The sequence below is a fragment of the Sinorhizobium sp. KGO-5 genome (genome assembly GCF_036245905.1).
Classification (GTDB): domain Bacteria; phylum Pseudomonadota; class Alphaproteobacteria; order Rhizobiales; family Rhizobiaceae; genus Sinorhizobium; species Sinorhizobium meliloti_A.
This window is the reverse complement of record NZ_BDIZ01000016.1, coordinates 16445-37479: the sequence shown is the minus strand read 5'-3', so window position 1 is coordinate 37479 and position 21035 is coordinate 16445. Positions and strand designations below refer to the sequence as shown.

At 61.2% G+C, this 21035-nt stretch carries 16 protein-coding genes and 2 pseudogenes; 10 read left to right on the top strand and 8 right to left on the bottom strand.

The window, feature by feature from the left end; translation table 11 throughout:
- Positions 1 to 39 precede the first annotated feature (39 nt).
- On the bottom strand, positions 40 to 738 hold the full coding sequence (locus BHD07_RS31000) for a GntR family transcriptional regulator (RefSeq protein WP_338284229.1): 699 nt from the start codon (positions 736 to 738) through the stop codon (positions 40 to 42).
- 280 nt (positions 739 to 1018) lie between these two features.
- Here BHD07_RS31000 and BHD07_RS30995 point away from each other — a divergent pair, with 280 nt between their 5' ends.
- The 5 genes from BHD07_RS30995 to BHD07_RS30975 all read left to right on the top strand — a co-directional run bounded on the left by BHD07_RS30995 (position 1019) and on the right by BHD07_RS30975 (position 6185).
- Positions 1019 to 2137: an ABC transporter ATP-binding protein gene (locus tag BHD07_RS30995; RefSeq protein ID WP_338284228.1), complete on the top strand. Its 1119-nt coding sequence runs from the start codon at positions 1019 to 1021 to the stop codon at positions 2135 to 2137.
- Positions 2134 to 3024 carry an ABC transporter permease gene (locus BHD07_RS30990; protein WP_338284227.1) on the top strand — a complete coding sequence of 297 codons (891 nt, stop codon included), beginning with the start codon at positions 2134 to 2136 and terminating at the stop codon, positions 3022 to 3024. Before BHD07_RS30995 ends, BHD07_RS30990 begins: the two co-directional genes overlap by 4 nt.
- Positions 3025 to 3058: 34 nt before the next feature.
- Entirely contained in the window at positions 3059 to 3880 is an 822-nt protein-coding gene (locus BHD07_RS30985) for an ABC transporter permease (RefSeq protein ID WP_338284226.1), read from the top strand.
- A gap of 49 nt (positions 3881 to 3929) precedes the next feature.
- On the top strand, positions 3930 to 5003 hold the full coding sequence (locus tag BHD07_RS30980; RefSeq protein WP_102762290.1) for an ABC transporter substrate-binding protein: 1074 nt from the start codon (positions 3930 to 3932) through the stop codon (positions 5001 to 5003).
- Positions 5004 to 5324: 321 nt separating this feature from the next.
- Positions 5325 to 6185: an alpha/beta fold hydrolase gene (locus tag BHD07_RS30975; RefSeq protein WP_338284260.1), complete on the top strand. Its 861-nt coding sequence runs from the start codon at positions 5325 to 5327 to the stop codon at positions 6183 to 6185.
- Positions 6186 to 6511: 326 nt separating this feature from the next.
- Here BHD07_RS30975 and traA read toward each other — a convergent pair whose 3' ends face one another.
- Complete coding sequence (gene traA / locus BHD07_RS30970) at positions 6512 to 11134, bottom strand: Ti-type conjugative transfer relaxase TraA (protein ID WP_338284225.1); 4623 nt, start codon at positions 11132 to 11134, stop codon at positions 6512 to 6514.
- A gap of 176 nt (positions 11135 to 11310) precedes the next feature.
- Here traA and BHD07_RS30965 point away from each other — a divergent pair, with 176 nt between their 5' ends.
- The 4 genes and pseudogenes from BHD07_RS30965 to BHD07_RS32020 all read left to right on the top strand — a co-directional run bounded on the left by BHD07_RS30965 (position 11311) and on the right by BHD07_RS32020 (position 14692).
- The gene (locus BHD07_RS30965) at positions 11311 to 11598 is read left to right on the top strand and encodes a TraC family protein (RefSeq protein WP_338284224.1); all 288 of its coding nucleotides are present in this window, start codon (positions 11311 to 11313) and stop codon (positions 11596 to 11598) included.
- Positions 11588 to 11821 (top strand): conjugal transfer protein TraD, encoded by a 234-nt coding sequence (locus BHD07_RS30960; protein WP_338284223.1) that lies wholly within the window; start codon positions 11588 to 11590, stop codon positions 11819 to 11821. Before BHD07_RS30965 ends, BHD07_RS30960 begins: the two co-directional genes overlap by 11 nt.
- A complete protein-coding gene (gene traG / locus BHD07_RS30955; protein ID WP_338284222.1) occupies positions 11818 to 13737 on the top strand; it encodes a Ti-type conjugative transfer system protein TraG in 1920 nt (639 codons plus the stop codon). The genes BHD07_RS30960 and traG overlap by 4 nt, the downstream gene beginning before the upstream one ends.
- 739 nt (positions 13738 to 14476) lie before the next feature.
- Positions 14477 to 14692, top strand: a pseudogene (locus BHD07_RS32020) (WGR domain-containing protein).
- 157 nt (positions 14693 to 14849) lie between these two features.
- Here the strand turns inward: BHD07_RS32020 and BHD07_RS30945 are convergent.
- Positions 14850 to 15017 carry a hypothetical protein gene (locus BHD07_RS30945; protein WP_338284220.1) on the bottom strand — a complete coding sequence of 56 codons (168 nt, stop codon included), beginning with the start codon at positions 15015 to 15017 and terminating at the stop codon, positions 14850 to 14852.
- A gap of 349 nt (positions 15018 to 15366) precedes the next feature.
- Entirely contained in the window at positions 15367 to 15690 is a 324-nt protein-coding gene (locus BHD07_RS30940; protein ID WP_018097213.1) for a DUF736 domain-containing protein, read from the bottom strand.
- Between the two features lie 712 nt (positions 15691 to 16402).
- Between BHD07_RS30940 and BHD07_RS30935 the strand changes: the two are divergent.
- A pseudogene (locus BHD07_RS30935) lies at positions 16403 to 17061 on the top strand (IS110 family transposase); the annotation flags it as partial.
- 273 nt (positions 17062 to 17334) lie between these two features.
- On the opposite strand, the gene virB11 reads toward BHD07_RS30935, so the two are convergent.
- The 4 genes from virB11 to BHD07_RS30915 are packed head-to-tail and all read right to left on the bottom strand — an operon-like array spanning position 17335 to position 21035.
- Positions 17335 to 18324: a P-type DNA transfer ATPase VirB11 gene (gene virB11, locus BHD07_RS30930; protein WP_338284219.1), complete on the bottom strand. Its 990-nt coding sequence runs from the start codon at positions 18322 to 18324 to the stop codon at positions 17335 to 17337.
- 10 nt (positions 18325 to 18334) lie between these two features.
- Entirely contained in the window at positions 18335 to 19504 is a 1170-nt protein-coding gene (gene virB10, locus BHD07_RS30925; RefSeq protein WP_338284218.1) for a type IV secretion system protein VirB10, read from the bottom strand.
- 8 nt (positions 19505 to 19512) lie between these two features.
- On the bottom strand, positions 19513 to 20364 hold the full coding sequence (virB9, locus tag BHD07_RS30920; RefSeq protein ID WP_338284217.1) for a P-type conjugative transfer protein VirB9: 852 nt from the start codon (positions 20362 to 20364) through the stop codon (positions 19513 to 19515).
- Positions 20364 to 21035: a virB8 family protein gene (locus tag BHD07_RS30915; RefSeq protein ID WP_338284216.1), complete on the bottom strand. Its 672-nt coding sequence runs from the start codon at positions 21033 to 21035 to the stop codon at positions 20364 to 20366. The genes virB9 and BHD07_RS30915 overlap by 1 nt, the downstream gene beginning before the upstream one ends.

Sequence of the window (21035 nt, the reverse complement as noted above, 5' to 3'; positions counted from 1 at the left end):
CAACAAAAATGCAGCCCGTCAAGTCCATACAACAAAATCTTAAGCCAAGGAGCCCGCACCCCTCTCCAGAGAGGCCCGCTTCAGCCGTCGATATCCATCACGAATATCATTTTCCATCGCCGCCCTGAGGCTTGCCGCGTCACGCTCCGCGAGAGCCTCCATCGCAATCTCGTGGTTGCGAACACCGTATTTCTCCTCGGCAAACTCTGGGTAGAGATTGTGCAAGGACGGCCCAATCCTCAGCCACAGGCTTTCGATCATCGAAACGAGCTGGGGAAGACCCGAGAGACGGTAGATCGTAAAGTGGAATTCCTTGTTGTGCCACAGCGCTTCCGCATAGCGCTTTTCGTCGAGGGCGGAATTGATAAGCTCTTGTAAGGACACTAGTTCTACCACGTCTGCCGGCGTTCCGTGCTGGGCGGCTTGTTCGGAAGCCAGCCCCTCAAGCGCCAGGCGAGTGAGCGTTATCTCGCGAAGGTCGGCCGCGTCGAGAATTGGGACGACAACCGTCTTCGGCCCGGTGTAAACAAGCGCGCCTTCGCTCGTCAGACGATTGATCGCATCGCGCGCGGGCGTTGTGCTGACATCGAGGTCTTGGGCGACTGCGCGCACCGTCAACTTGTGGCCTGGCAGATAGACGCCACGGATGATGCGCTCCTTCATTTCCCGATAGGCGGCATTCCCCAGCCGTTTCGAGGCTCTCTCAAGATCTGGCGATTCGGTTGCATTGTCCGCCATTTTGCTCTCTCGATCGGTTGACACTGTGAATTTTTGATGCAACAAAAATGAAGTGTGAAGGTTTTGCAAAGCTTTTGTCGCGCCAGCGGCTATTAGCAGCTTTCACATGCTCCGTCACGCGGGCCGGCGACAAGCGGCCCGCGGGGCACCAGAACCTCGGCAATAAGCGCATCGCCCTGACTCGTCCCGGGTCGGAGGAAGGCTTTTCATTGCGGCCGGAAACGGCCGTATCCAGGGGAAGACGCCGAAGAGCGTCCAACAGCTGAAAGGAAAGGCGGATTTGATCGGTCAATCTCTGTCCCTTGCGGGACTTCAAAAGCGATACGGCGAAGCCCTTGCGCTTCGCGAGCTGTCGCTCGACGTCGCAGCCGGGGAATTTGTCTCGCTGTTAGGGCCGTCCGGCTCCGGCAAGACAACAGCCTTGACAATGATAGCCGGCTTTGAGGCTCCGAGCGCCGGCAGGATCGCCATCGGTGGCCAGGACGTGACTTTCCTTGCGCCAAATCACCGGAACATCGGAATGGTGTTCCAGAAATACGCGCTTTTTCCGCACCTGACGATCCACCAGAACATCGCATTTCCGCTCAGGATGCGTGGGCGGATGCAGAAGACCGCGATCCTGCAGCGCGTCGAGGAGATGCTGGAACTCGTTCAGCTCTCCGGCTACGCGGAGCGCTATCCCAACCAGCTTTCCGGTGGCCAACAGCAACGGGTCGCCGTGGCGCGGGCTTTGGCCTTTGAGCCGCCCGTCCTTCTGATGGATGAACCACTTGGCGCCCTCGACAAGAAATTGCGAGAGGCGATGCAATTCGAGATCAAACGTCTGCAGGAGCGACTTGGTGCCACGGTCGTCTACGTAACCCATGATCAGGACGAAGCGCTGACGATGTCGGATCGCGTCGCCATAATGTCCGACGGTCGCTTGATGCAGATGGGTACGCCGACGGAGCTCTACCGGCAGCCGAAGACGGAGTTCGTCGCGGACTTCATCGGCCGGATGAATTTTATTGATGGCGATTGCCTCGACTGCACGGCTGAGCAAACGGTTGTTCGTTTATCGGAGAGAACGGTGCTCAACCTCCGTTCTGCGGCAAGCGAGCGCACGCGCAAATATGATGCCGGAACGGCTCTGCGTGTGGCAATCCGTCCAGAACGAATGCGTCTTGCGAAGCGCGGCGATGGTGGCGCCGACGCGCTGCCGGGCGTCATCGATGCCGCTGTGTTCATCGGTTCGACATACATCTTTCTCGTCCGCCTAGCCGATCGGCCGGAAGCAAGCCTGCAGGTACAGGTCGCTGCTGACTGCGTCATGCCATTCCAAAGAGACGACGCCGTGGACATCGTCCTTGACGGCGCAGCCGCGCACGTCTTTTCCATAGCGGAGAGGTGCGCCGCATGACGCGTTCACTTGCATCACTCTCATCCTCATTGACATTCCGCCGGTCGAGCTCCGCGCGCTTTTATTCGCCCACCGCCTCCATGGCATTGGTCACGCCCCTCCTCGCGGTCCTGCTGACCGGGTTCCTGTATCCGGTCGCGCGGCTGATCGCGCTGAGCTTTTCCGGGGGAACACTCAGCCACTATCGGCGTATTTTTACCGAGTCGCTTCATCTCGACGTTCTCTTCAGCACGATCGAGGTCGCCCTTGTCGTGACGCTTGCGAGCCTGCTGTTGGGTTTTCCCGTCGCCTACATGATGGCGCGGCTGAGCAGGGGCTTGGCAATGGCGATCGCCGCCTGCGTCTTCATCCCCTTGTGGACTTCCGTACTCATCCGCTCCTATGCGTGGGTCGTCCTTCTCCAACGCAACGGCATCATCAACAAGCTGCTCGTCGATACGGGGGTTACGGAAGGGCCGTTAAAGCTGATCTATACCCAGGGCGCGGTCATCCTCGCGATGACGCATGTGCTGATGCCCTTCATGATCCTGCCGATTTATTCGGCACTGCGCGCATTGCCCCCAGACTACGTGCGTGCCGCCCGCAATCTCGGCGCCGGGCCCATCCGTACCTTCGTCGCCGTAACGCTTCCGCTCAGTCTGCCGGGTGTTTTTGCCGGCAGCGTCATGTGTTTCGTACTGGCGCTCGGCTTCTACATCACCCCGGCGCTGGTTGGTGGGCCCGGCTCGATGCTGATGGCGACGCTCATCGGCCAGCAGACAACAGTCCTGCTCGATTGGCCGTTCGCGGCAGCACTTTCGACCGTACTCCTCGCCGTTACGCTCCTTTTTGTTCTCCTGTTCCGCAGGACGCTATCGCTCAGCAAGGGATTGAACAGTGTCTATTGATCACGCACAGATGCCGGGCCGGATTCCTACGGTCATGGATATCTTCGCTTCTCCGACGATCCGCGGCTATTCGAGGGCGGCGGGGATCATTGCCATCGGTGCGGGGATCGGATGTATTCTCTTCTTCCTGCTGTTGCCGACGCTGATCGTGCTACCGATGTCGCTGAGCGAAACTGACCATATCGAGTTCCCGCCCCAGGGGCTGACACTCAAATGGTACAGCGCCTATTTCAATGATCCGGACTGGATGGCAGCGACGTGGTTCAGTCTTAAGATCGCCCTGGCGACAACCGCGACAGCGACTGTCGTGGGAATCATGGCGGCGCTCGCGATTGTGCGAGGATGCCTTCCGTTCAGATCCACATTGCAGGCGCTTGCGCTCGGGCCGATGATTGTTCCCCACATCATCCTGGGCGTGGCGCTCTACCTCGCCTTCTCGCCCCTGCAGCTCACCGGCAGCTTTTTCGGATTCCTCATCGCGCACACCGTGTTGGCAATCCCCTATGTGATCATTACCGTCACGGCGTCGCTGCAGCGCGTCGATCCGACGCTCGAGCTGGCGGCGTTGAACTGCGGGGCCAACAGGCTGCAGGCATTCTTCCTGGTCGTTCTGCCGAACATCGTCCCAGGTGTCTCAGCGGCGGCCGTGTTCGCCTTTCTCGCCTCATTCGATGAAGCGACCGTCGCGTTCTTCATATCCGACATCGGTGGTAAATCGATCGGGCGCAAGATGTTCGAGGATATCGATTTCAACCTGACGCCGGTCATTGCCGCGGTCTCGACCGTGCTCGTCGCCACTTCCCTCCTGCTCATGGGCACGGTTCACCTGCTGAACGCCCGTAAGCCTCGCTCGTGAAACCGAGGACTCCCACTTCTCAGCATCTGGATTAACAAAGGATTCTTTCATGACGTCTCTCCTCTCACGTTCCACAGCAGTGATGAAGCCGACTGTCGCTGGATTTCTATCCTTGATAGCCTTGTCGCTTCCGACATTTGCCGGCGAGCAAGTCATCATCGCGTCGACCGGCGGCGCTTATGACAAGGCTCTAAGGGAGGCCTGGTTCGATCCATTCACGAAGGCTACTGGCATCGAGGTGGTCACCGTCGCGGCGACGAACGCCGAAATGCGCGCCAAGGCTGCGGCCATGGTGAAAACGGGAAACGTCAACTGGGACCTCTATCTCGACGGCGAGATCCAGGCCGCCTCAAAGGCGCATCGCGAAGTGACAGAGGATCTGACGGAGTTCTGCCGCCAATTTGCCGATCGCGAGGACCTCAGCGCTAATGCATGCTCCGCTGGCGGGGCCCTGCTGCAATCCACGGCTACGCTGTTGGCTTACAGAACCGGAAAACCCGGAGAACCAGTTCCCGCAACATGGGCCGATATGTGGGACACAGGGAAATTTCCGGGCGAACGCGCATTTCCGAACTTCGATGATCCCTGGCGCGTCATGGCGGCCGCACTGCTCGCCGATGGTGTTAAGCGCGACGAATTATTTCCGCTCGACATCGATCGCGCGTTGGCTAAGCTCGACAAGATCAGGCCTTCCGTCACGCTGTGGTGGAAGACGGGCGATCAGAGCGTGCAAGGGTTTCGCAATGGCGAGTACTCGCTCGGGCAGATCTGGTTGACGCGCGCAAAGGCGATGCAGAATGAGGGGCTGCCGATCGACTGGTCCTACAAGGCCGCCTTCCTCGTCGGCGACCGGATAGCGCTGCTGAAGGGCGCGCCGCATCGTGACAACGCGCTGAAGCTAATGGCCTTCTGGCTGGACTCTCCCGCGGCGCAGGCCAAAGCGTGCGAAGCTCTCTCCTGCACGCCCCCGAGCAGCGATGCGATCTCGATGATGTCGGATGAGGCGCGCAAGACGATGCCGCAAGGTGACGACGTTCGGGATCACGTCATCCTTCCCGACGCGGAGTGGATCAACGCCAATGCTGCGATGATGTTGCAGCGCTGGAACGAGTGGATTCGCTGACTGCGCCAGCGCCCCGCGTGCATGGAGGCGAGGCTCACCCGTCTCGGAGCGCCTCCGCCTTGGGAATCGTCTGAAGGTGAAGCGATGCTCACCCCGAGCCAAGCGTCCTCTTTGGGGGGAGCCGAGGTTCACGCAAGCACCGTGTACGTCCTCGTTTGTCCAGAAGCAGTCGCACGACAGTTTCTGATCAGCGACCGGGAGCGACCCGTTGCAGCATCCGAATTTGCTCGCGCTACGGCGCAAATCGGCCCGAAGCCGACATCTATGGAACTGTGGACAGGATGGTATCGTTCTTTCAACCAACTGCCGATTGGGGGGACGATGTTCGAAAATTTTCAGTTAGAAATGATCAGAGTACCAGAGACGACTCTAAGGGTGCGTCACGGGGGCTCCGGTCCACCGCTTCTTCTTCTGCATGGGCATCCCCGGACGCACACGACTTGGTATAAAGTTGCGCCAGCACTCGCTAGGCAGTTCACAGTTGTGTGCCCGGATCTAAGAGGGTTTGGTAAGTCCGGTAAACCTTCGGACCCGCACGACTACGAGGCCTCGTCTAAACGCGCGAAGGCACGCGATTGCGTCGCTCTCATGGAACATCTGGGGTTCGATGAGTTCTTCTTAGCGGGCCATGACCGAGGCAGCTACACCGCATTTCGTACAGCGATGGATCATCCGGCGAGGGTGAAAAAGTTGGCCATACTGGACGGGGTCCCCATTTTGGAGGCCTTGGAGCGATGCGATGCCCGTTTTGCCTCCCATTGGTGGCACTGGTTCTTTTTTGCTCAGCGGGACAAACCTGAACAGGCTATACTTGCCAATCCGTCTGAATGGTACGGCGGCGCAGAGGCTTCGATGGGGAGCGAGAATTTCGTTGATTTCTTTTCTGCGATTCAGGACGCTGCGACAGTGAGGGGTATGCTCGGCGACTACAGAGCAGGCATCCACGTTGATCATCTTCATGATCGTGATGACCGAAATGCTGGTAGAAAGCTAATTTGCCCCCTGCATGTAATCTGGTCTGCTAAAGACGATCTCGAGGACCTCTACGGCGACGTCTTGGCTGTATGGCAGCCATGGGCGGAATTGGCGGTTACCGGAGCCGGGATCGACTGTGGCCACCACATGGCGGAAGAGGCACCGGTTGAACTGACACGTGAACTCGTGCGTTTTTTCTCAGGATAGAATGCCAAGATGACCGATTCTGGCGCAACTTGCTCGTTCAAATGAGCAAGGCAAAAGGCCGCGTTCCCCATCACGGCCCTTAGCATTTGGTCGCCGAATGGCGGAAAGTCTGGGCAACCACCTCATTCGCCCCCATCTCGTTTGACGATATGAGCAGTCGTATACTTGCTGATGACCAGATTGGGGGCGATCCAGCGATAGCTCCGGCCTTCCAGGAATGATAGGAGCGAAGATCGTCGGCGACGATGCGGGTGGTCGCTCAGTATCCGGTTGGCCGCCGATCAAGATGAAGCGCGGTTGTTCCACCTGCCATGCTCGATCAAATTTCAATAGGGTGGTTCGCCGCGCGCGCGATCGACGATGCGCTGCTGACGCTCCGATATGATTTGCTGGCTCGCCTGCATGCGGACGGTCTCCTGCATGATCTTCAGCCTGTCCTGCATTGCCTCGAAGGCACGGCGGTGCGGCGGCGGCACGCGATTGATGGCGTCCGTCTCGCCGCGCAGGATGGCGTTGCGGCCAAAGCGTTCATCGAGCGCCCGGCTGACCGCGGCGAACTCTCGGGCGACGGCTGGAGCAAGCGCGCCGGCGGCCACGTCGAGCTTGCCGTCCTTCTTCTTCATCTCCGCTGCCAACCGCCGCAGCGCGTCTTCGGCTGCCTGTGACAATCCTGGAATGGCGACCGCCATGCGGCGTCGTTCTTCCGTGATGGCCTGGCGCTCCGAGTCGATGGCACTGACGTGAGCCGCGCCGAGCGAGCGCAAAAAGACGGACGCCTCGGATACGGCCCGCAAAGCCTCTTTGCGTTCCCGGCCGGATGCGAGCATGCGGTCGATCAGGCGTTCCGAACCGCGCAGCGCACCATAGGCGGCTGGGTCGTTAGCCACGGCCGCGACGATCCGCTCAGCCGCAAAACCCTTGACGATCAGCGCCTCTATTCTGTCGACGGCGCGGGCCGGATCGCGCCAGATGCGCTTGGCGATCTCGGCGAGCGCAGCGCGATTGTGACGATAGTGCGGCGCGGAAAGCGCGCGTGGGCCCGCCTCCTCGTCCACCGGCGTCCTGAATTCCGTCACGGCGGCGAGCATCGGCAGCACGGCTTTATCCTCCTTCCCGAACTCGACACTTGCACCGGCAATGATCTTCGAACGGTCCTTCCTCTCGGCAAGATGCTGTTCTTCAGCGAAGCGACGGACAACCTCAAAGAGCCGCGTCAGCTTCCCCCGCCGTTCATCGGTGAGATCGTCCGGCATGCGTTCGGCGATGTTGCGTTCGACAATCGCGTCGGCCTTCGGCGTGAAGGCGCTCCAGCCGAAGCGGGCGGTCAGCGCGTCGCTCACTGCCTTCACCTCCTGCACGAGCGAGCGATCCTCGGCGGCGAAGGCAAAGGCGCTCTTCCAGGCGTCGTAACCCCCTTGCTTGCGCACCGCCTCGATTTCGGCGAGGCGCGCCGTGGCCTGCTTCGACAGCGCCGGGACCGCCAGGGACATATGGGCGCGCCGCGTCTGCTCGCGCTCACGGAACCGTGCGGCATTCCTGCGGAACTCGGTCGCATGGGCGCGGGCCAAGGGCAGCAATTCGTGGAGGGACACCATGGCGACGCCGCGCTCGTCGCGAGCCGCCCGGCCGTCAACCATGTGGTCCGACCCGCGAAGTCGGCCAAGCCGGTCCGGTGCTTTGCCGAGATCGTCGGCAAGCTTGCGGGGTTCGATGGCGGCGTCCGACGCCAGTGCATTAAGCGTCGATAGCGCGCCATCAGGGTCGCGATAGATTTTCGCCAGCACCGGGCGCAGGATGGCCTCGCGCTCCTTCCAGCGTTCGGAGGAGGGCTGAGCAAGTCGTGCGTCCTCCTCGACACTGCGGAAGAATTTCGTGGTGGGCGGGATCAGATATTTCCCAACCAACGGGATTGGGGCCGAGAGAGATTCCGTCCGTTCCTCGCTGTAGGAAACGCGCCGTTGGCGCTCGATCGCAAATCCGAGCGCAACGCTCGCCCTCTCCCAGAGCTTGGCCACCTGCGCCCTCTTTTCGATAAGCCACGCCAGCCGCCGCGAAACGCCCTCCTCTATTTCCGCCGCGACCTCGGCGACCGTGTCGATGCCGCGCCGCCGCGCGAAGTCTTTTGCATGCGGCCAGTACCCGGCCTCGCTCTCGAAATCGAGCGTCGTCGTCTTGGCGCCGGATCGTCCGAGACGCTCGACAAGCTCACTGAACAGCTCCGGCCGGCGGCTCTCGCGCTCGATCCGCTCCCGGCGGGCGTCTGCGGTTTCGATCTGCCTGACGGTCCAGACATTGCGATCGACTTCCCGTTCCTCGAAACGCTTTTGGCCCGTCTCCTTATCGACGACGGGCACCCTGACCTTGACCTTGTCGACGCCGTCCTTTCGCAGCGTCACCGTATCGCCTTCAGCGACGCCCGCCGCCTCGAGCGCCTTCGGCAGGCTGACGCCCCAGAGCCGATGGACGGTTCCGTCGTCCGTCCGGATGTCGGCATAGGGACTTTCGTCCGCATCCTCGTCTGTGGGTCGCAACTTCGCCATCCCTTCTTCGACCAGTTCGCCGGTGACGCCGGCGGCATGATCGACGCGCGGCTTACGACTCCATTCCGGCCTCGCCTCGAAGTCCTCTGTCGCCGCATAGAGATCGGCGCGGTCGCGATGTCTGGTCATCGCCACATAGGTCAGATGCTGGTCCATCATGCCGGTGGCGAGCACAAAGGTTCGGTCGACGGTGGCGCCCTGCGATTTATGAATGGTCGTGGCATATCCATGATCGACGTTGCGATAGCTGTCCTTGCTGATGACAATGTCACGGCCATTGTCGAGTCGGACCGACAGCAACGCATCGCCGCGTCTGTCGCCGGTGGAAACGACCGTGCCGAGCATGCCGTTCTTGACGTATTGCGGACCAAGACGCCGCGCGCGTGGCTCCACGAAACGGGCGTTCTCGAGGAAGATGATGCGGTCGCCGGCGGCAAATTCGCGCAAGCCTCGCGCCGTCTGGACCGCGCGCGCCCCTGTCAGCGCGCCCTTCTCCACCATCACGCTCCGCAGGGCCTCGTTCAGCTTCCGGACGTCGTCGTTGGTGTGGGCGAGTACCAGAAGCTCGTCGCCGCGAAGCCGAACTTCATTTCCGCCGGAGACAGAGTTCTCGAGCGCCTGTTCGCGCGCATCGGCCCAGTCGGCAACGATGCGGTCGACGATTTCGTCACGCGTTTCCGCCGCGACAATACGGCCATGCCGCGCATAGGTATCGAGGCCCTCTTCGATCTTACCGCGGGCGAACAGTCGAGAGGCATCGCGCGCCCACGCATCGCGCTGCCGCCGCACGCCGGCCAGTTCGGCAAAGCCGACGCGCTCTGAAATCGCCCGGAACGCGGCACCCGCCTGGATCGGCTGCAGCTGCATGGCGTCGCCGACCAGCACCGCTTTCGCGCCGGAGTCTTCCACCGCTTTCAGGACGCGCGCCATCTGCTGCGACGACACCATGCCGGCCTCGTCGATGACCAGCACGTCATCACGCTGGAGCAGATCGCGCCCGCTCGCCCAGGCCAGTTCCCAGGATGCCAGCGTGCGCGACCTGATGCCGGAACTGTCCTCAATCCCTTCGGCCGCCTTGCCGGCCAGCGCCGCACCGAAGACCCGCCGGTTCCCGCTCTCCCAGGCGTGGCGTGCGGCGGCAAGCAGCGTCGACTTGCCGGCGCCGGCGAGCCCAACGACGGCGGCGATCGCATTGTCGCCGGTGACGTGGCGAACGGCATCGACCTGTTCCGCATCGAGCTTGAAAGGCTTTTCGGTATCAGCCGTTTCGATGCTTCGGACGGCTGCGGCGACCTGCGCGTTGGAGACGGCGAAGCCCCTGCGCTTTGACAACACTCGGGCGGACTCTGCCATGGCATATTCGAGACGCAGGATCTCCCGTGTCGTGAACACCGCCGGCTCCGACGCCTTGCCGGTTTCAGCGTCAAGCTGCTGCGGACTCAGCATGACCAACTCGTCCGACGCCATCAGCCGGGCCCGGATATTGGTGAAGTCGACGGGATCGTCGACATAGCGGTGCAGCGCCTTGGCAATATCCTTCTCGTCGAAGGTGGAGCGTTCGTTGCCAAGCTGCTTTAACAGAAGCGCCGGCTCGATCAGCAACCGGTCGGCCATCTCTTGCCGGCGGGCGAGATCGGCCGGCGCAAAATACATCGCGACGCCCTTGCGGGCGAGCGCCGCCTTTTCCGGTCCGAGATGCTTTTGCGCAATCCCATCGAGACCCTGCTCGGCATAAGAGCGACCGTCGAGGCGGATCTCGTGGCCGGCAAGCACCAGATGCCGATTGGCGGTCTCCGCCCAGGCGATCTTCCAGGCCTTCATCGTTTCCTTGTCGCCGGCCCAGAGCTTGTAGACGATCTTGCCGTTCGGCCGCTCCGGCGTGGCGACGCGCAGCGGCTCGCCGTCTTCGCCAAGCACCGGCACCTTCTTCGGCCCGAACCCTTCTTCGGTCAGGGGACGCAGCGGGGTCATAAGATGGATGTGGGGATTGCCGTCCTTTTCATGATAAACCCAATCAGCCACCATTCCCTTCGACGTCAGATTGTCGCGGACAAATTCACGGACAAGTGAGATGTTCTCCGCCCGCGTCAGCTCCTCCGGCAGGGCGATAATCAGCTCACGCGCAAGCTGGGCGTCGACCCTCGTCTCGAAGGCATCCACCACATTCCAGAGCGCCTCAATTGCCTTGCCGACCGATTGCCCTTTGATCGCAGTCTTCAGCCAGGTCGGGATATCGTCCGGCAACGCCAGTTCCTCATGCACCAGTTCCCGCGATTCGCCGCGATAGCTAAAGGACGTCCCAGCCTGCTCGTCCATCATCCGGGTGCGATGGCGATAGGCGGCGGCCGAGACGATGCTGCGTCCCGCTCCCCTGCCGATCACCTGCGCTCTGACGAACATGATCGCCACGGCTGTCTCCGATCGTCCAAGCACGTCGCGCCAGCGACGTATATTGCGCCCTCAAACCGATCGGCCCGCCAGGGCCGATGCCGCCTTCTCGGTTGCAGGCTAGCCTATTTAACTATCGTGTTCTAGATAGTATAATCCGCCCCTTGAGATTGTTCGAACCCGGAAAGGACATCGGAATGGCCGCAAAATCATCGATCGCTGACATCGACGCCCAGATCGAGAAGCTACGCGAGCGCAGACGCGTGATGATCGCAAAGTCCTCCGAACGCTTTGCGCGCGCGGCAACGAAATCGGGGCTGGCGGAAATGGAGATCGCTGACGAGGAGGTCGATCGGATTTTCGGAGAGATCGCCGCGCGATTTCGAAAGGAGGAAAAGAGGGGCACTGCCGGCGTATCTACTTCGCCGCGTAGACCAGCAGCTGGCGGGACTGGAACGTCGGCGGAGGTTTCTCATGACAGCTGATCGCAAACGCGAGGCGCGCGAGAAGTTTTTACTCGGCGGCATCGTCGTCAGGGCGGGTCTTACGAAGGCCGACCGGGCGTTTCTGCTCGGCGGTCTACTCGAACTGGCGAGGCTTGATCCAAGCTCATCGGAGCATCGGCGGTTGCGCGATATCGGCGAGGAAGCGTTCAAGGCACCGGCGCTTGACGGTGATTCGACACGCATCCCGGAGGCGACCGAATGACCGTGCGAGCAAAACCGCATCCGAGCCTGTTGCTCGTCCTGGTGCCTATCGCAGTAACGGCTGTCGCCGTCTATGTGGTCGGCTGGCGCTGGCCAACACTCGCCGGCGGCCTATCCGGGAAAGCGGAATATTGGTTCCTACGCGCTTCTCCTGTGCCGGCGCTTCTGTTCGGACCACTGGCAGGACTGTTGAGCGTCTGGGCGCTGCCATTGCACCGGCGAAGGCCGGTCGCGATGGCGAGCCTGGTCTGCTTTCTGGCGGTCGCCGGTTTTTACGCGCTGCGGGAGTTCGGCCGGCTCGCCCCGTCCGTGGAGAGCAGAGTGGTGACATGGGACCGTGCCCTTTCCTATCTCGATATGGTCGCCGTTTTCAGTGCAGTCGCTGGTTTCGTGGCGGCGGCGGTGGCCGCGCGCATTTCCACCGTCGTGCCCGAGCCGGTGAAGCGCGCCAAGCGCGGCACGTTCGGCGACGCGGACTGGCTGCCAATGTCGGCCGCCGGAAAGTTGTTTTCGCCGGAGGGCGAGATCGTTGTCGGTGAGCGCTACCGCGTCGACAAGGATATCGTTCATGGACTGCCCTTCGATCCAAATGATCGCAGTACTTGGGGACAGGGGGGCAAAGCCCCTTTGCTCACTTACAAGCAGGACTTCGACTCCACCCATATGCTCTTCTTCGCCGGGTCAGGTGGCTACAAAACGACGAGCAACGTTGTTCCGACGGCGCTGCGCTATACCGGACCACTGATCTGCCTCGACCCTTCGACCGAGGTCGCGCCGATGGTAGTCGAGCACCGAAGCCGCGTCCTTGGGCGCGAGGTGATGGTGCTCGATCCAACGAACCCGATTATGGGATTTAATGTGCTCGACGGGATCGAGGCGTCGAAGAGACAAGAAGAGGATATTGTCGGCCTTGCGCATATGCTGCTGTCGGAAAGCGCTCGCTTCGAAAGCTCGAGCGGCGCCTACTTCCAGAACCAGGCACACAATCTACTGACAGGCTTGCTTGCCCACGTCATGCTCTCGCCGGACTTTGAGGGGCGGCGCAACTTACGCAGTCTCCGGCAAATCGTCTCGGAACCTGAGCCCTCGGTGCTCGCCATGCTGCGCGACGTTCAGGAGCACTCGCACTCTGCCTTCATCCGCGAAACGCTCGGTGTCTTCACCAACATGACCGAGCAGACGTTCAGCGGCGTCTATTCGACCGCCTCGAAAGACACGCAGTGGCTGTCGCTCGACAGTTACGCCGCGCTCGTCTGCGGCAGCGCCTTCAAGTCGAGCGACATCGTTACAGCCAAGAAGGACGTGTTTCTGAATATCCCGGCAACGATCCTGCGCTCCTATCCAGGAATCGGCCGCGTCATCATCGGCTCGCTGATCAATGCCATGGTCCAGGCCGATGGTGCCTTCCAGCGCCGGGCACTCTTCATGCTCGATGAGGTCGATCTCCTCGGCTACATGCGCGTCCTTGAGGAGGCACGCGACCGCGGCCGCAAGTACGGCATCAGCATTATGCTGATGTACCAATCCCTCGGGCAGTTGGAGCGGCATTTCGGGAGGGATGGCGCAACGTCATGGATTGATGGCTGCGCCTTGGCCTCCTATGCCGCGATCAAGGCGTTCGACACGGCGCGCAATGTCTCGGCGCAATGCGGTGAGATGACGGTGGAGGTGAAGGGAAGCTCCCGCAATATTGGCTGGGATACGAAGAACGGCGCCTCGCGCAAATCAGAGAGCGTCAATTACCAGCGGCGACCGCTGATCATGCCGCACGAAATCACCCACTCGATGCGAAAGGACGAACAGATCATCATCGTCCAGGGGCACAGCCCGATCCGCTGCGGGCGCGCGATCTACTTCCGGCGGAAGGACATGAAGGAGGCGGCGAAGGCAAACCGCTTCGTCAAGCCGATCCCGTGATGGGCCGCCAACATGACGCGGGGAAAAAATCTCGCTCGGTGCGGCAATACAGGGCGAACGGGTCCTCCGCGCCTGGCGGCGTGATCCAGTCTAGAAGGAGTGTATGGCCGAAGGAGTGAGCCCGAGGACCGTTAGACCAAACGGCCAAAAGGGCATGCCGTTGGCCGCGTCGGGATGGGCGTGGACGACAATCGACATCGGCACACGACGATCGCCGTAAGCATCATGAAACCTGTGCCGGGGGGAACATGCAAAGGGTATAGAAGGCGAAATACCACGCGCTGTAGACCGCCGCCCTGAGGACGCCGAAGACAATCGCGTACGGAGGGCTGACGATGAATCGAAGTGCGCGAAAAGCTCCGCTTCGGCTCGTCGCGCCGGTTTCGAGTTGAGCGTTTTGAGGCTCTGTCGACATGACGGGCTCCTCGGTATTCGCTAGCCCAGATCGAAGCAACAAAATGGTCATACTGTTCGCACACCCAAGGGCAAGCGAGGAAATCCTCTTGCGACAATGCGGCCGATCCGGGTCGCAACATCGAGCGAGAGGCGGGCGTGACCGCAGGCGGAGACCGCTTGCGGGACCGGTGAGCGAAGCGAACAGCAACCCGTCGGCCGCCGGCTGGCTCGCCCGAACAACGATCTCCAGTCTCGACGATCGACCACGAAAATGAATCGGTGTGGGCCGATCGATTCCTAAGTGTCGTTGGACTCAAAAGCCGGAACGGGCGTTTCTTCCGTCATGCTCACGCAGCCCTATCAGCTCTACATCGAACGCACGGATGCGACGAAAACCGTGGCGCGCTTCTACGCGCTCCCAATCGAACCGACGCTGTTCGGCACGCTTGCCTGACACGGCGTTGGGGCGCATCGGGCCATGGTGCATCACGTCGACAAGGAAGAGGATGCTGTGCACATGATCCTCGATCTGCTGCGGACCAGACAGGCGCGCCGCTAAAGACCGAAAACACGCGTTCGACGTGAACACATCGCCTGGGGTTTCCCGCAGCGAGCGCGCCCTGATCCTCGCCGGTGCTCATTGGTACGAAGCGGAGCTTCGGCCGACGCGTCGGCCGTTTCGCGTGTCGGCCCAGGCGGGAAGGCAAACGCCGCCCTCAGAAGGGCGGCGCGGCGTCGAAGGTGCCCTCCTGTTCGGCGGTCGCTGCCGCCAGTTCGGCCTGAGCCAATTCCAGCTCGGCTTCGATCTGGCGGCGCTCGGCGGCGTCCGCGTTCCTGAGCTCGGCGCGCAGTTCTTCAACCTGAATTTCTGTTGCAATCGTCATCGTCGTCTTCTCCTTGGATAATGTGAAGATGACGCCACGGGGTCGAGAGGATCGGGCCGGGTCAAGGATCGCGTCAGCGACCGCCGGAGGCGGCGAGCGGAGGAACCGATTTTCTGACGGTGCCCTTAAGGGCACCGTCAGAAAATTGGAGGGGCCGCGAAGGCCTTGAGGCGGCGCGAGCCCTCATGGCAGACTTGGCTATTTGATCAGACAAGCTTTCGCTCGTGTGGCAGGGGAGAGGAGCAAAAGCGGGTTCGATGCCCGTTTTTGTTCCCGGTGCTGCGTTTAACGATCAAACCGAGTAACGGCGAAGTCGGCCCCGATTTCTCGGGGCCGCTCGCTTGGCTCGTCAGTCCGGATTGTTCCAGAGGATCACCTTCTTGCTCGGATCGCCGCCGGGTGCCTGTGCGAGGTTGCCGAAGATCACGCCGATCTCGGGAGCCTCCAGCTTCACTGAGAGGTATTCCTCGCCGGTCTGGCGGGCGACGCGGTTCCAGCCCGCGCCGATTTCGAAGCCGGTCTTGCGGTTGATGACGCGGTAATCGGGGGCTTCTTCGCTCGACTTGCTTGCGTTCGGGACGATGGCGATCGGGGCGTTGACACGGATGGTGGCGAAGACGCCTTCGAGGATGCCATCGGTCTTCTGCGTCAGGGTTGCGATCGTGGTGGCCATGATTCTGTCTCCTTCAGTTGCTCGGGACCATTCCCGATGGCGCACGAAGAGACGGCCGACCTGCTGCGGTCAGCTCGGTCGAAAATTTTGCCAAATTCTATTTTCCGCCAGGAGAAAGAACCGAAATCGAATTTTGCAAAAATTTCGGGCGAGTCTTACCCCTTTAGGGGTTGGCCGCAAAAGCAGGCGGTCGTCTATACGAGCGACACAAAACGGGAATGGTTCGGGGCAACTGAAGGACGCGACAAACCATTATGGCTGTCCGGTCCACGCCGCGGGAGATCGGCCACGCATCCCTTGATACGTTGGTCCGCGTGCCGGTCAACGCCATGCCCTCGCCCTCTCTCAGCTACAGCAGGCGGGTGAGCACGTGGCTAACGATATCACGCCTTATGTTGATCCGAGAGGTAGACGCGGCGAATGTATTCGCCGCCTGCAGCCGGCGCGGCAACACCTGATGAAGCCGTTCGCGTGAGCGATAGGTGATCTTCCCCCACTCCCCCCGGGCGCCCGGCTATCTGCGCTGTTGGTGTTCTCCAGGCACATCGCGGCACGCGTCCCATCCGAGAGATCGGAGCCGGCTTAGTAGCGGAACCAGGCCCGGCGGTGATCACGAGACAACAGGATCCCAGCAAGTCGCGAACGGAATGCCGTAGGGTGCGACATTCTGATCCTGGGAAACGAAATGCGCTCCCTCCGCCAAGGCCTGCCCCCGACGATGCGGTTCGTGTCGGTCAAGGCCGTCAATGAGCAAGCCGCCGCCGTGTTGGTCAGCGTCCGGGAGCGTTTGATCCGCAACCGCACCCAACTCGCCAGTGCAATCCGCGGTTACACCGCTGAATTCGGCATTTCCGTCGTCAAGGAACTGGCGCACATTCCCCTGCTGCTTGAACGGATACAGTCCGATGAGACCGTGCCTGAGCTGACGCGGGAAGTGTTCGCGAGCCAGGTGGCGGATTACGCCCAGATGGAAGAAAAGATTGGAGACGTGGATGCCAGGCTCATGGCATGGCAGCGAGCCGACGAACACAGCAAACGTCTCAATACTATTCCCGGCATCGGCCCGATCGGCGCGGCGCTCCTGATCATGGAGACACCGGCGCCAGAGCTATTCCGATCCGGGCCCCAATTCGCGGCGTGGATTGGGTTGACGCCAAAGGATCACTCGACCGGCGGCAAGCTGCGGCTCGTATGCATCACGCGGGCAGGCGATGAGGCATTGGGAGCGGTGCTGGTGACCGGGCAACGGCTGTTATTCAACATGCTCGGCGACACGGCAAGGCCTCTCCATGGCTGGCCGGACTGCTCAAGCGCAAGCCGCCGAAACTGGCAGCCGTCGCACTCGCCAACAAGATGGCTAGAAGATCATGGTGTCCGGGGAGAGATACAGGGCAAAATATGCGTCAGCCTGATGGTTGCGGGGGCCGCCCACATAAGGGATAGTCGATCACCTGACCTCCTTCGCGCCGGTGTGACGTGCGACGAGACATGATCGCGGCCACCCGCCAGCCGAGATAGCTGTTCAATGAAGCGCTCCTCAGTCGTTGCCATCGAATGGTGTTCGTGCGCGATGACCCGTTCTCCGTTTTGTCGCTCGGCCGTCAGTCGGAAATCGAGGCTTGCGACGCCGGACCAAATAATTTGTCAGGCTCGAAAGTAGATTTCTGTCGCACGAAACCGACCATCCATTCGCTTGCATTGAACGATGACGTCGATCGAATCCGTCAACAATTGATCAATGTCTTCCCGATCCAAATTGCGGCCCCCTTCGGACTCCTTCACAAGCAGCGTCAGCTGTCGGAAAGCGAGCTTGGCGGAGTCGGCATGCACGGTGGTGATCGATCCGGGGTGGCCGGAGTTGACGTTGCGGACGTAGTAGAAGGCCGTGCCATCGCGCAGCTCCTGCAGCAGTATGCGGTCCGGCCGCATCCGGAGGCATGATTCCAGCAGTTCTTTAGGGCCGGCGACTGAAAGTCCCTGGGCGCCTTTCGAATAGAACAGACGCACGTGGTTCGGCTGTGGAATAGACAGTTCGGGAGTGTCCTCGATCGAAATGATCCGCTCGTGCTCGGGAATGTGTTTGATCAGCGCTTTCGAAAGCGTTGTCTTGGCCGATCCGGTTGCGCCTGAGATAACGATGTTCTTCCGTGAAATGACGGCTTCCCGCAGAAAATCCTTGAAGCGACCGGCACGGTACAGCGCCGCCAAATCCTGGTCCTGTGTCAAGGCGCCGTCGTTGACCGCACGCGTCTCGGAGAAGAACTCTCTTTCTTCCAGATCATCGAGCGTGAATGTGACCGAGGACGGCTTACGGATAGTGATGCTGACCGTATTCCTGATGGTAGCCGGTGGAATGACTATCTGGATCCGTTCGTCCCCCGGCAGCGTTGCCGACAGGATCGGCCGGGTTTCATCAATGAATTGATGGGAGAAACTGGCCACGGCCCGGGCAAGGCGCATCAGCTTCTCGAAGGAAAGCTCCGGCAGATCATAGGTCCGCCAACCACCAGCGCCTTCCGTCAACACCTCCCCGGGCCGGTTTACGATCACTTCGTAGAGCGTGCTGTTACCGAGGAACGGCGCGAGCGGAGAGAGCAGCTCACGAACGACCGTTGCGTCGGCGCCTTCGGTCATCGCCTTTGCTCTACTTCGTCACGAGCGTTGACTGCGACCTGAAGTCCAGCACCGCCCGGCCGAGGACCTTGTTTTTCGGCTCCGTCACCCGTAATCCGTAGACACCGGAAAAGTCGAGATCGCGCGCCACGAAGATCGAGACGAGCTCACCCTGATGTTTGTTGAGCGTCGGCGGAATGTTGATCGATTGCTCGACAGCGATCGCCGCCGCCTGCTGGCCTGCGCTTGTCGTGTTCTGCGTGTCGACGTCGCTTTCCTGCAGGCGGCTGCTGGCATAACTCGTGGCGTCGCCAAAGATGGAAAGGAGAAGCGCACCTCCGAACCGCTCCCACCAGTGGGTGTCCACATAGCCGTCGACGCCGGCCCGGCCGAGCGCATCCGTCGCCGGTGAGGCCAGTGTGACGATGACGCCGTTCGGGGTCTTCGCCCGGTTCCAGAGCACGAAGAGGCGCTTCTTTCCGCGCTGAAGACCGCCGCGATACTCGCCGAGAACTTGAGTGCCTTTCTCCATCAGCACGACGCGGCCGTTATCCGAGAGGACATCACGGTTGATCACGCAGCTTGTAAAGCCGGGCTGATCGGATGCCATGGCAGTTTCCAGGACGCAGGGTATCGAGGTCCCCATCGCGACGATGAAGTTACGATTGCCGAGTGTGCCGGCGCGCGAGCCCTCAAGCTTGGTCGGTCGTAGCAAACCGTTGAATCGCTGTTCATCGGCATTGGCTGTATTCTGGCCCATCATGTTTCCATCGAGCGGCAGGAAATTGCTGTCCGCCGAAATGGCAGGATCCGCGGTATCGTGGCGCGATGCCTCGGCTTTCTGTCCGCCGCTATAGGCCATCACAGGCGCCCGCCGCGCCGAATCGAGTAGCGGATCTTCCTCCTTCCCCTCCTCGGTCATGACGGGGATCGGTAGCTTCACCTCTGGTACTGGCTGTACCGGTTCCACTTTCTCCTTGGCCGGTTCGAAGTTCGTCGTCTGTCGGATGACCACCCGCTCCGGCTGGACGCTTTCTCGCTGGGTACTTTCGCCGCTCATCGACCACAGGGCGAAGGCGACAAAGGCAACAACGGCCAGTGCCACCGCGCCGCGCTTCAGGACGGGATTATTGTCAATCTGTATGCCGGGAACCGTTTCGGCCCGCTCGCCCGGTATCCGGCTTTCGTCTTGCTGAACCATGACATTCCCTACTGTGCCGTCACTTCGGTTTTCAAGACGCGCTCGACAGAGGGCGAGGTCGTGTTGGTATCCGGATTGATGCCGACGCGGTCAAAGGCCTCGTTGAAGATGCAAAGGACGTCCCCACCGCTGCGCAGGATGAACTTGCGGCTGATCGCGTGGACGAGGACAAGGTTGCCGTCGACGGACTTGGGAACCAGGCTCTCGCTGCCATCGGAGTTCTCGGTATAGATGGCGGGCATTTCCTGATTGCCAACGAAAGCAAAGGTCGTGACCTTACCATTGTCGTAGACCGATTGCGGTTCCAGTGCTTGCGCGCCTTGCGCCGAATAACGCCAGTTCCGCCGGCCATAGGTCTCATGAGTAGCCAGCACATGGTCGGCCACCTCCGCCTGCGCGGAGATCGCTCGCGCCGCCGCGGCTTGGCGCCGCCGTTCGGCTTCGTCGGCGGGATAGCGATACTTGACGTAGAAGAAGGTGTTCCGGCCTACCTCGACCGATCCATCTCGCACCGTCAACTCCATTTGGTAGCTTCGGGTCGATCCGTCGCGCCGGGTGGTTACGACGGAAATATTGGTGAGCGGCTGATTTTCCCGCGGTTTGAGAAACAGGATGTTGCCCGCCGGCGCGACCTCCCAGGCCACACTATTGCCGAGCGCCACGTGCGCGATCTCTTCGTCGGGAGCGAATTCCACCTGCACCGAGGAGCGCAGCGAGCCGATGATGCGGGTGATGTTGTAGGGCTGGTAGTCCACAAAGCGCACACGGCTGTCCTGCGAGGCGCCGCGCGGAATTTCGAGGGCAAGCGCCGTGGAGGCGGGGGCCGTAAGGACGAGGATTGTGATGAGAATAGTCCGCATCAGTTGATGGCCTCCGGATCGGCCCGGTATTCGCTGACCGCGAAGCCGAGCGGGTTCACCAGCCGATCCGAAGACGACATCGGCGTGTTTGCATAGGAGAAGGTGAGCGTCGCGACCCAGTGGGTTGTCCGAACCTCCTCGCCCCCGGTGATCATGCGCATATAACGGACGGACACGACATTCGGATTGATCAGCGAGATCGAGGCGATGCTGACGCGCGCGGTGGCGCCGCGCCCATAGATGTTTTGCGGTGACTCCGGATTGCTGCCGCGATAGATGGCGGAAAACCGAGCCTGCTCCGGCTGTGTCGACAGCAAAGCGACCGTGCGGAAGTTCTCCTCCGCCTCGCTCCAGACATAGCCTTCCCGCGCACGCACGTATTTCGCGGCGAAGTATTTGGTCACGGCTTCATCGTAAGTGCCGGCGGTCGACGTCAGCGCGGAGACCACATCGACAATGCCCGTTGAATTGTCGACCCGCACGACAAACGGTTCGACCGTTTTCAGCGGCGAGAGACCGGCGACGGCGAAGATGGATGCGCCGGCAAGAACGCCTGCAACGGTGGCGATCGACCAGGCAACGCGGGCCGAGCGTTCGACATGGATCATCCGGTCCTGATCGAAGCGCCGCGCTTTTTCGAAGTATGTCTTGAGTTCGTCGCTCGAAACCAT

Bases quoted from the DNA above. Each gene is read 5' to 3' on its own strand.
- BHD07_RS31000 (WP_338284229.1), bottom strand. From the start codon at position 738: ATGGCGGACAATGCAACCGAATCGCCAGATCTTGAGAGAGCCTCGAAA.
- BHD07_RS30990 (WP_338284227.1), top strand. From the start codon at position 2,134: ATGACGCGTTCACTTGCATCACTCTCATCCTCATTGACATTCCGCCGG.
- BHD07_RS30985 (WP_338284226.1), top strand. From the start codon at position 3,059: ATGGATATCTTCGCTTCTCCGACGATCCGCGGCTATTCGAGGGCGGCG.
- BHD07_RS30980 (WP_102762290.1), top strand. From the start codon at position 3,930: ATGACGTCTCTCCTCTCACGTTCCACAGCAGTGATGAAGCCGACTGTC.
- BHD07_RS30975 (WP_338284260.1), top strand. From the start codon at position 5,325: ATGTTCGAAAATTTTCAGTTAGAAATGATCAGAGTACCAGAGACGACT.
- BHD07_RS30965 (WP_338284224.1), top strand. From the start codon at position 11,311: ATGGCCGCAAAATCATCGATCGCTGACATCGACGCCCAGATCGAGAAG.
- BHD07_RS30960 (WP_338284223.1), top strand. From the start codon at position 11,588: ATGACAGCTGATCGCAAACGCGAGGCGCGCGAGAAGTTTTTACTCGGC.
- traG (WP_338284222.1), top strand. From the start codon at position 11,818: ATGACCGTGCGAGCAAAACCGCATCCGAGCCTGTTGCTCGTCCTGGTG.
- BHD07_RS30945 (WP_338284220.1), bottom strand. From the start codon at position 15,017: ATGACGATTGCAACAGAAATTCAGGTTGAAGAACTGCGCGCCGAGCTC.
- BHD07_RS30940 (WP_018097213.1), bottom strand. From the start codon at position 15,690: ATGGCCACCACGATCGCAACCCTGACGCAGAAGACCGATGGCATCCTC.
- virB11 (WP_338284219.1), bottom strand. From the start codon at position 18,324: ATGACCGAAGGCGCCGACGCAACGGTCGTTCGTGAGCTGCTCTCTCCG.
- virB10 (WP_338284218.1), bottom strand. From the start codon at position 19,504: ATGGTTCAGCAAGACGAAAGCCGGATACCGGGCGAGCGGGCCGAAACG.
- virB9 (WP_338284217.1), bottom strand. From the start codon at position 20,364: ATGCGGACTATTCTCATCACAATCCTCGTCCTTACGGCCCCCGCCTCC.
- BHD07_RS30915 (WP_338284216.1), bottom strand. From the start codon at position 21,035: ATGGTTTCGAGCGACGAACTCAAGACATACTTCGAAAAAGCGCGGCGC.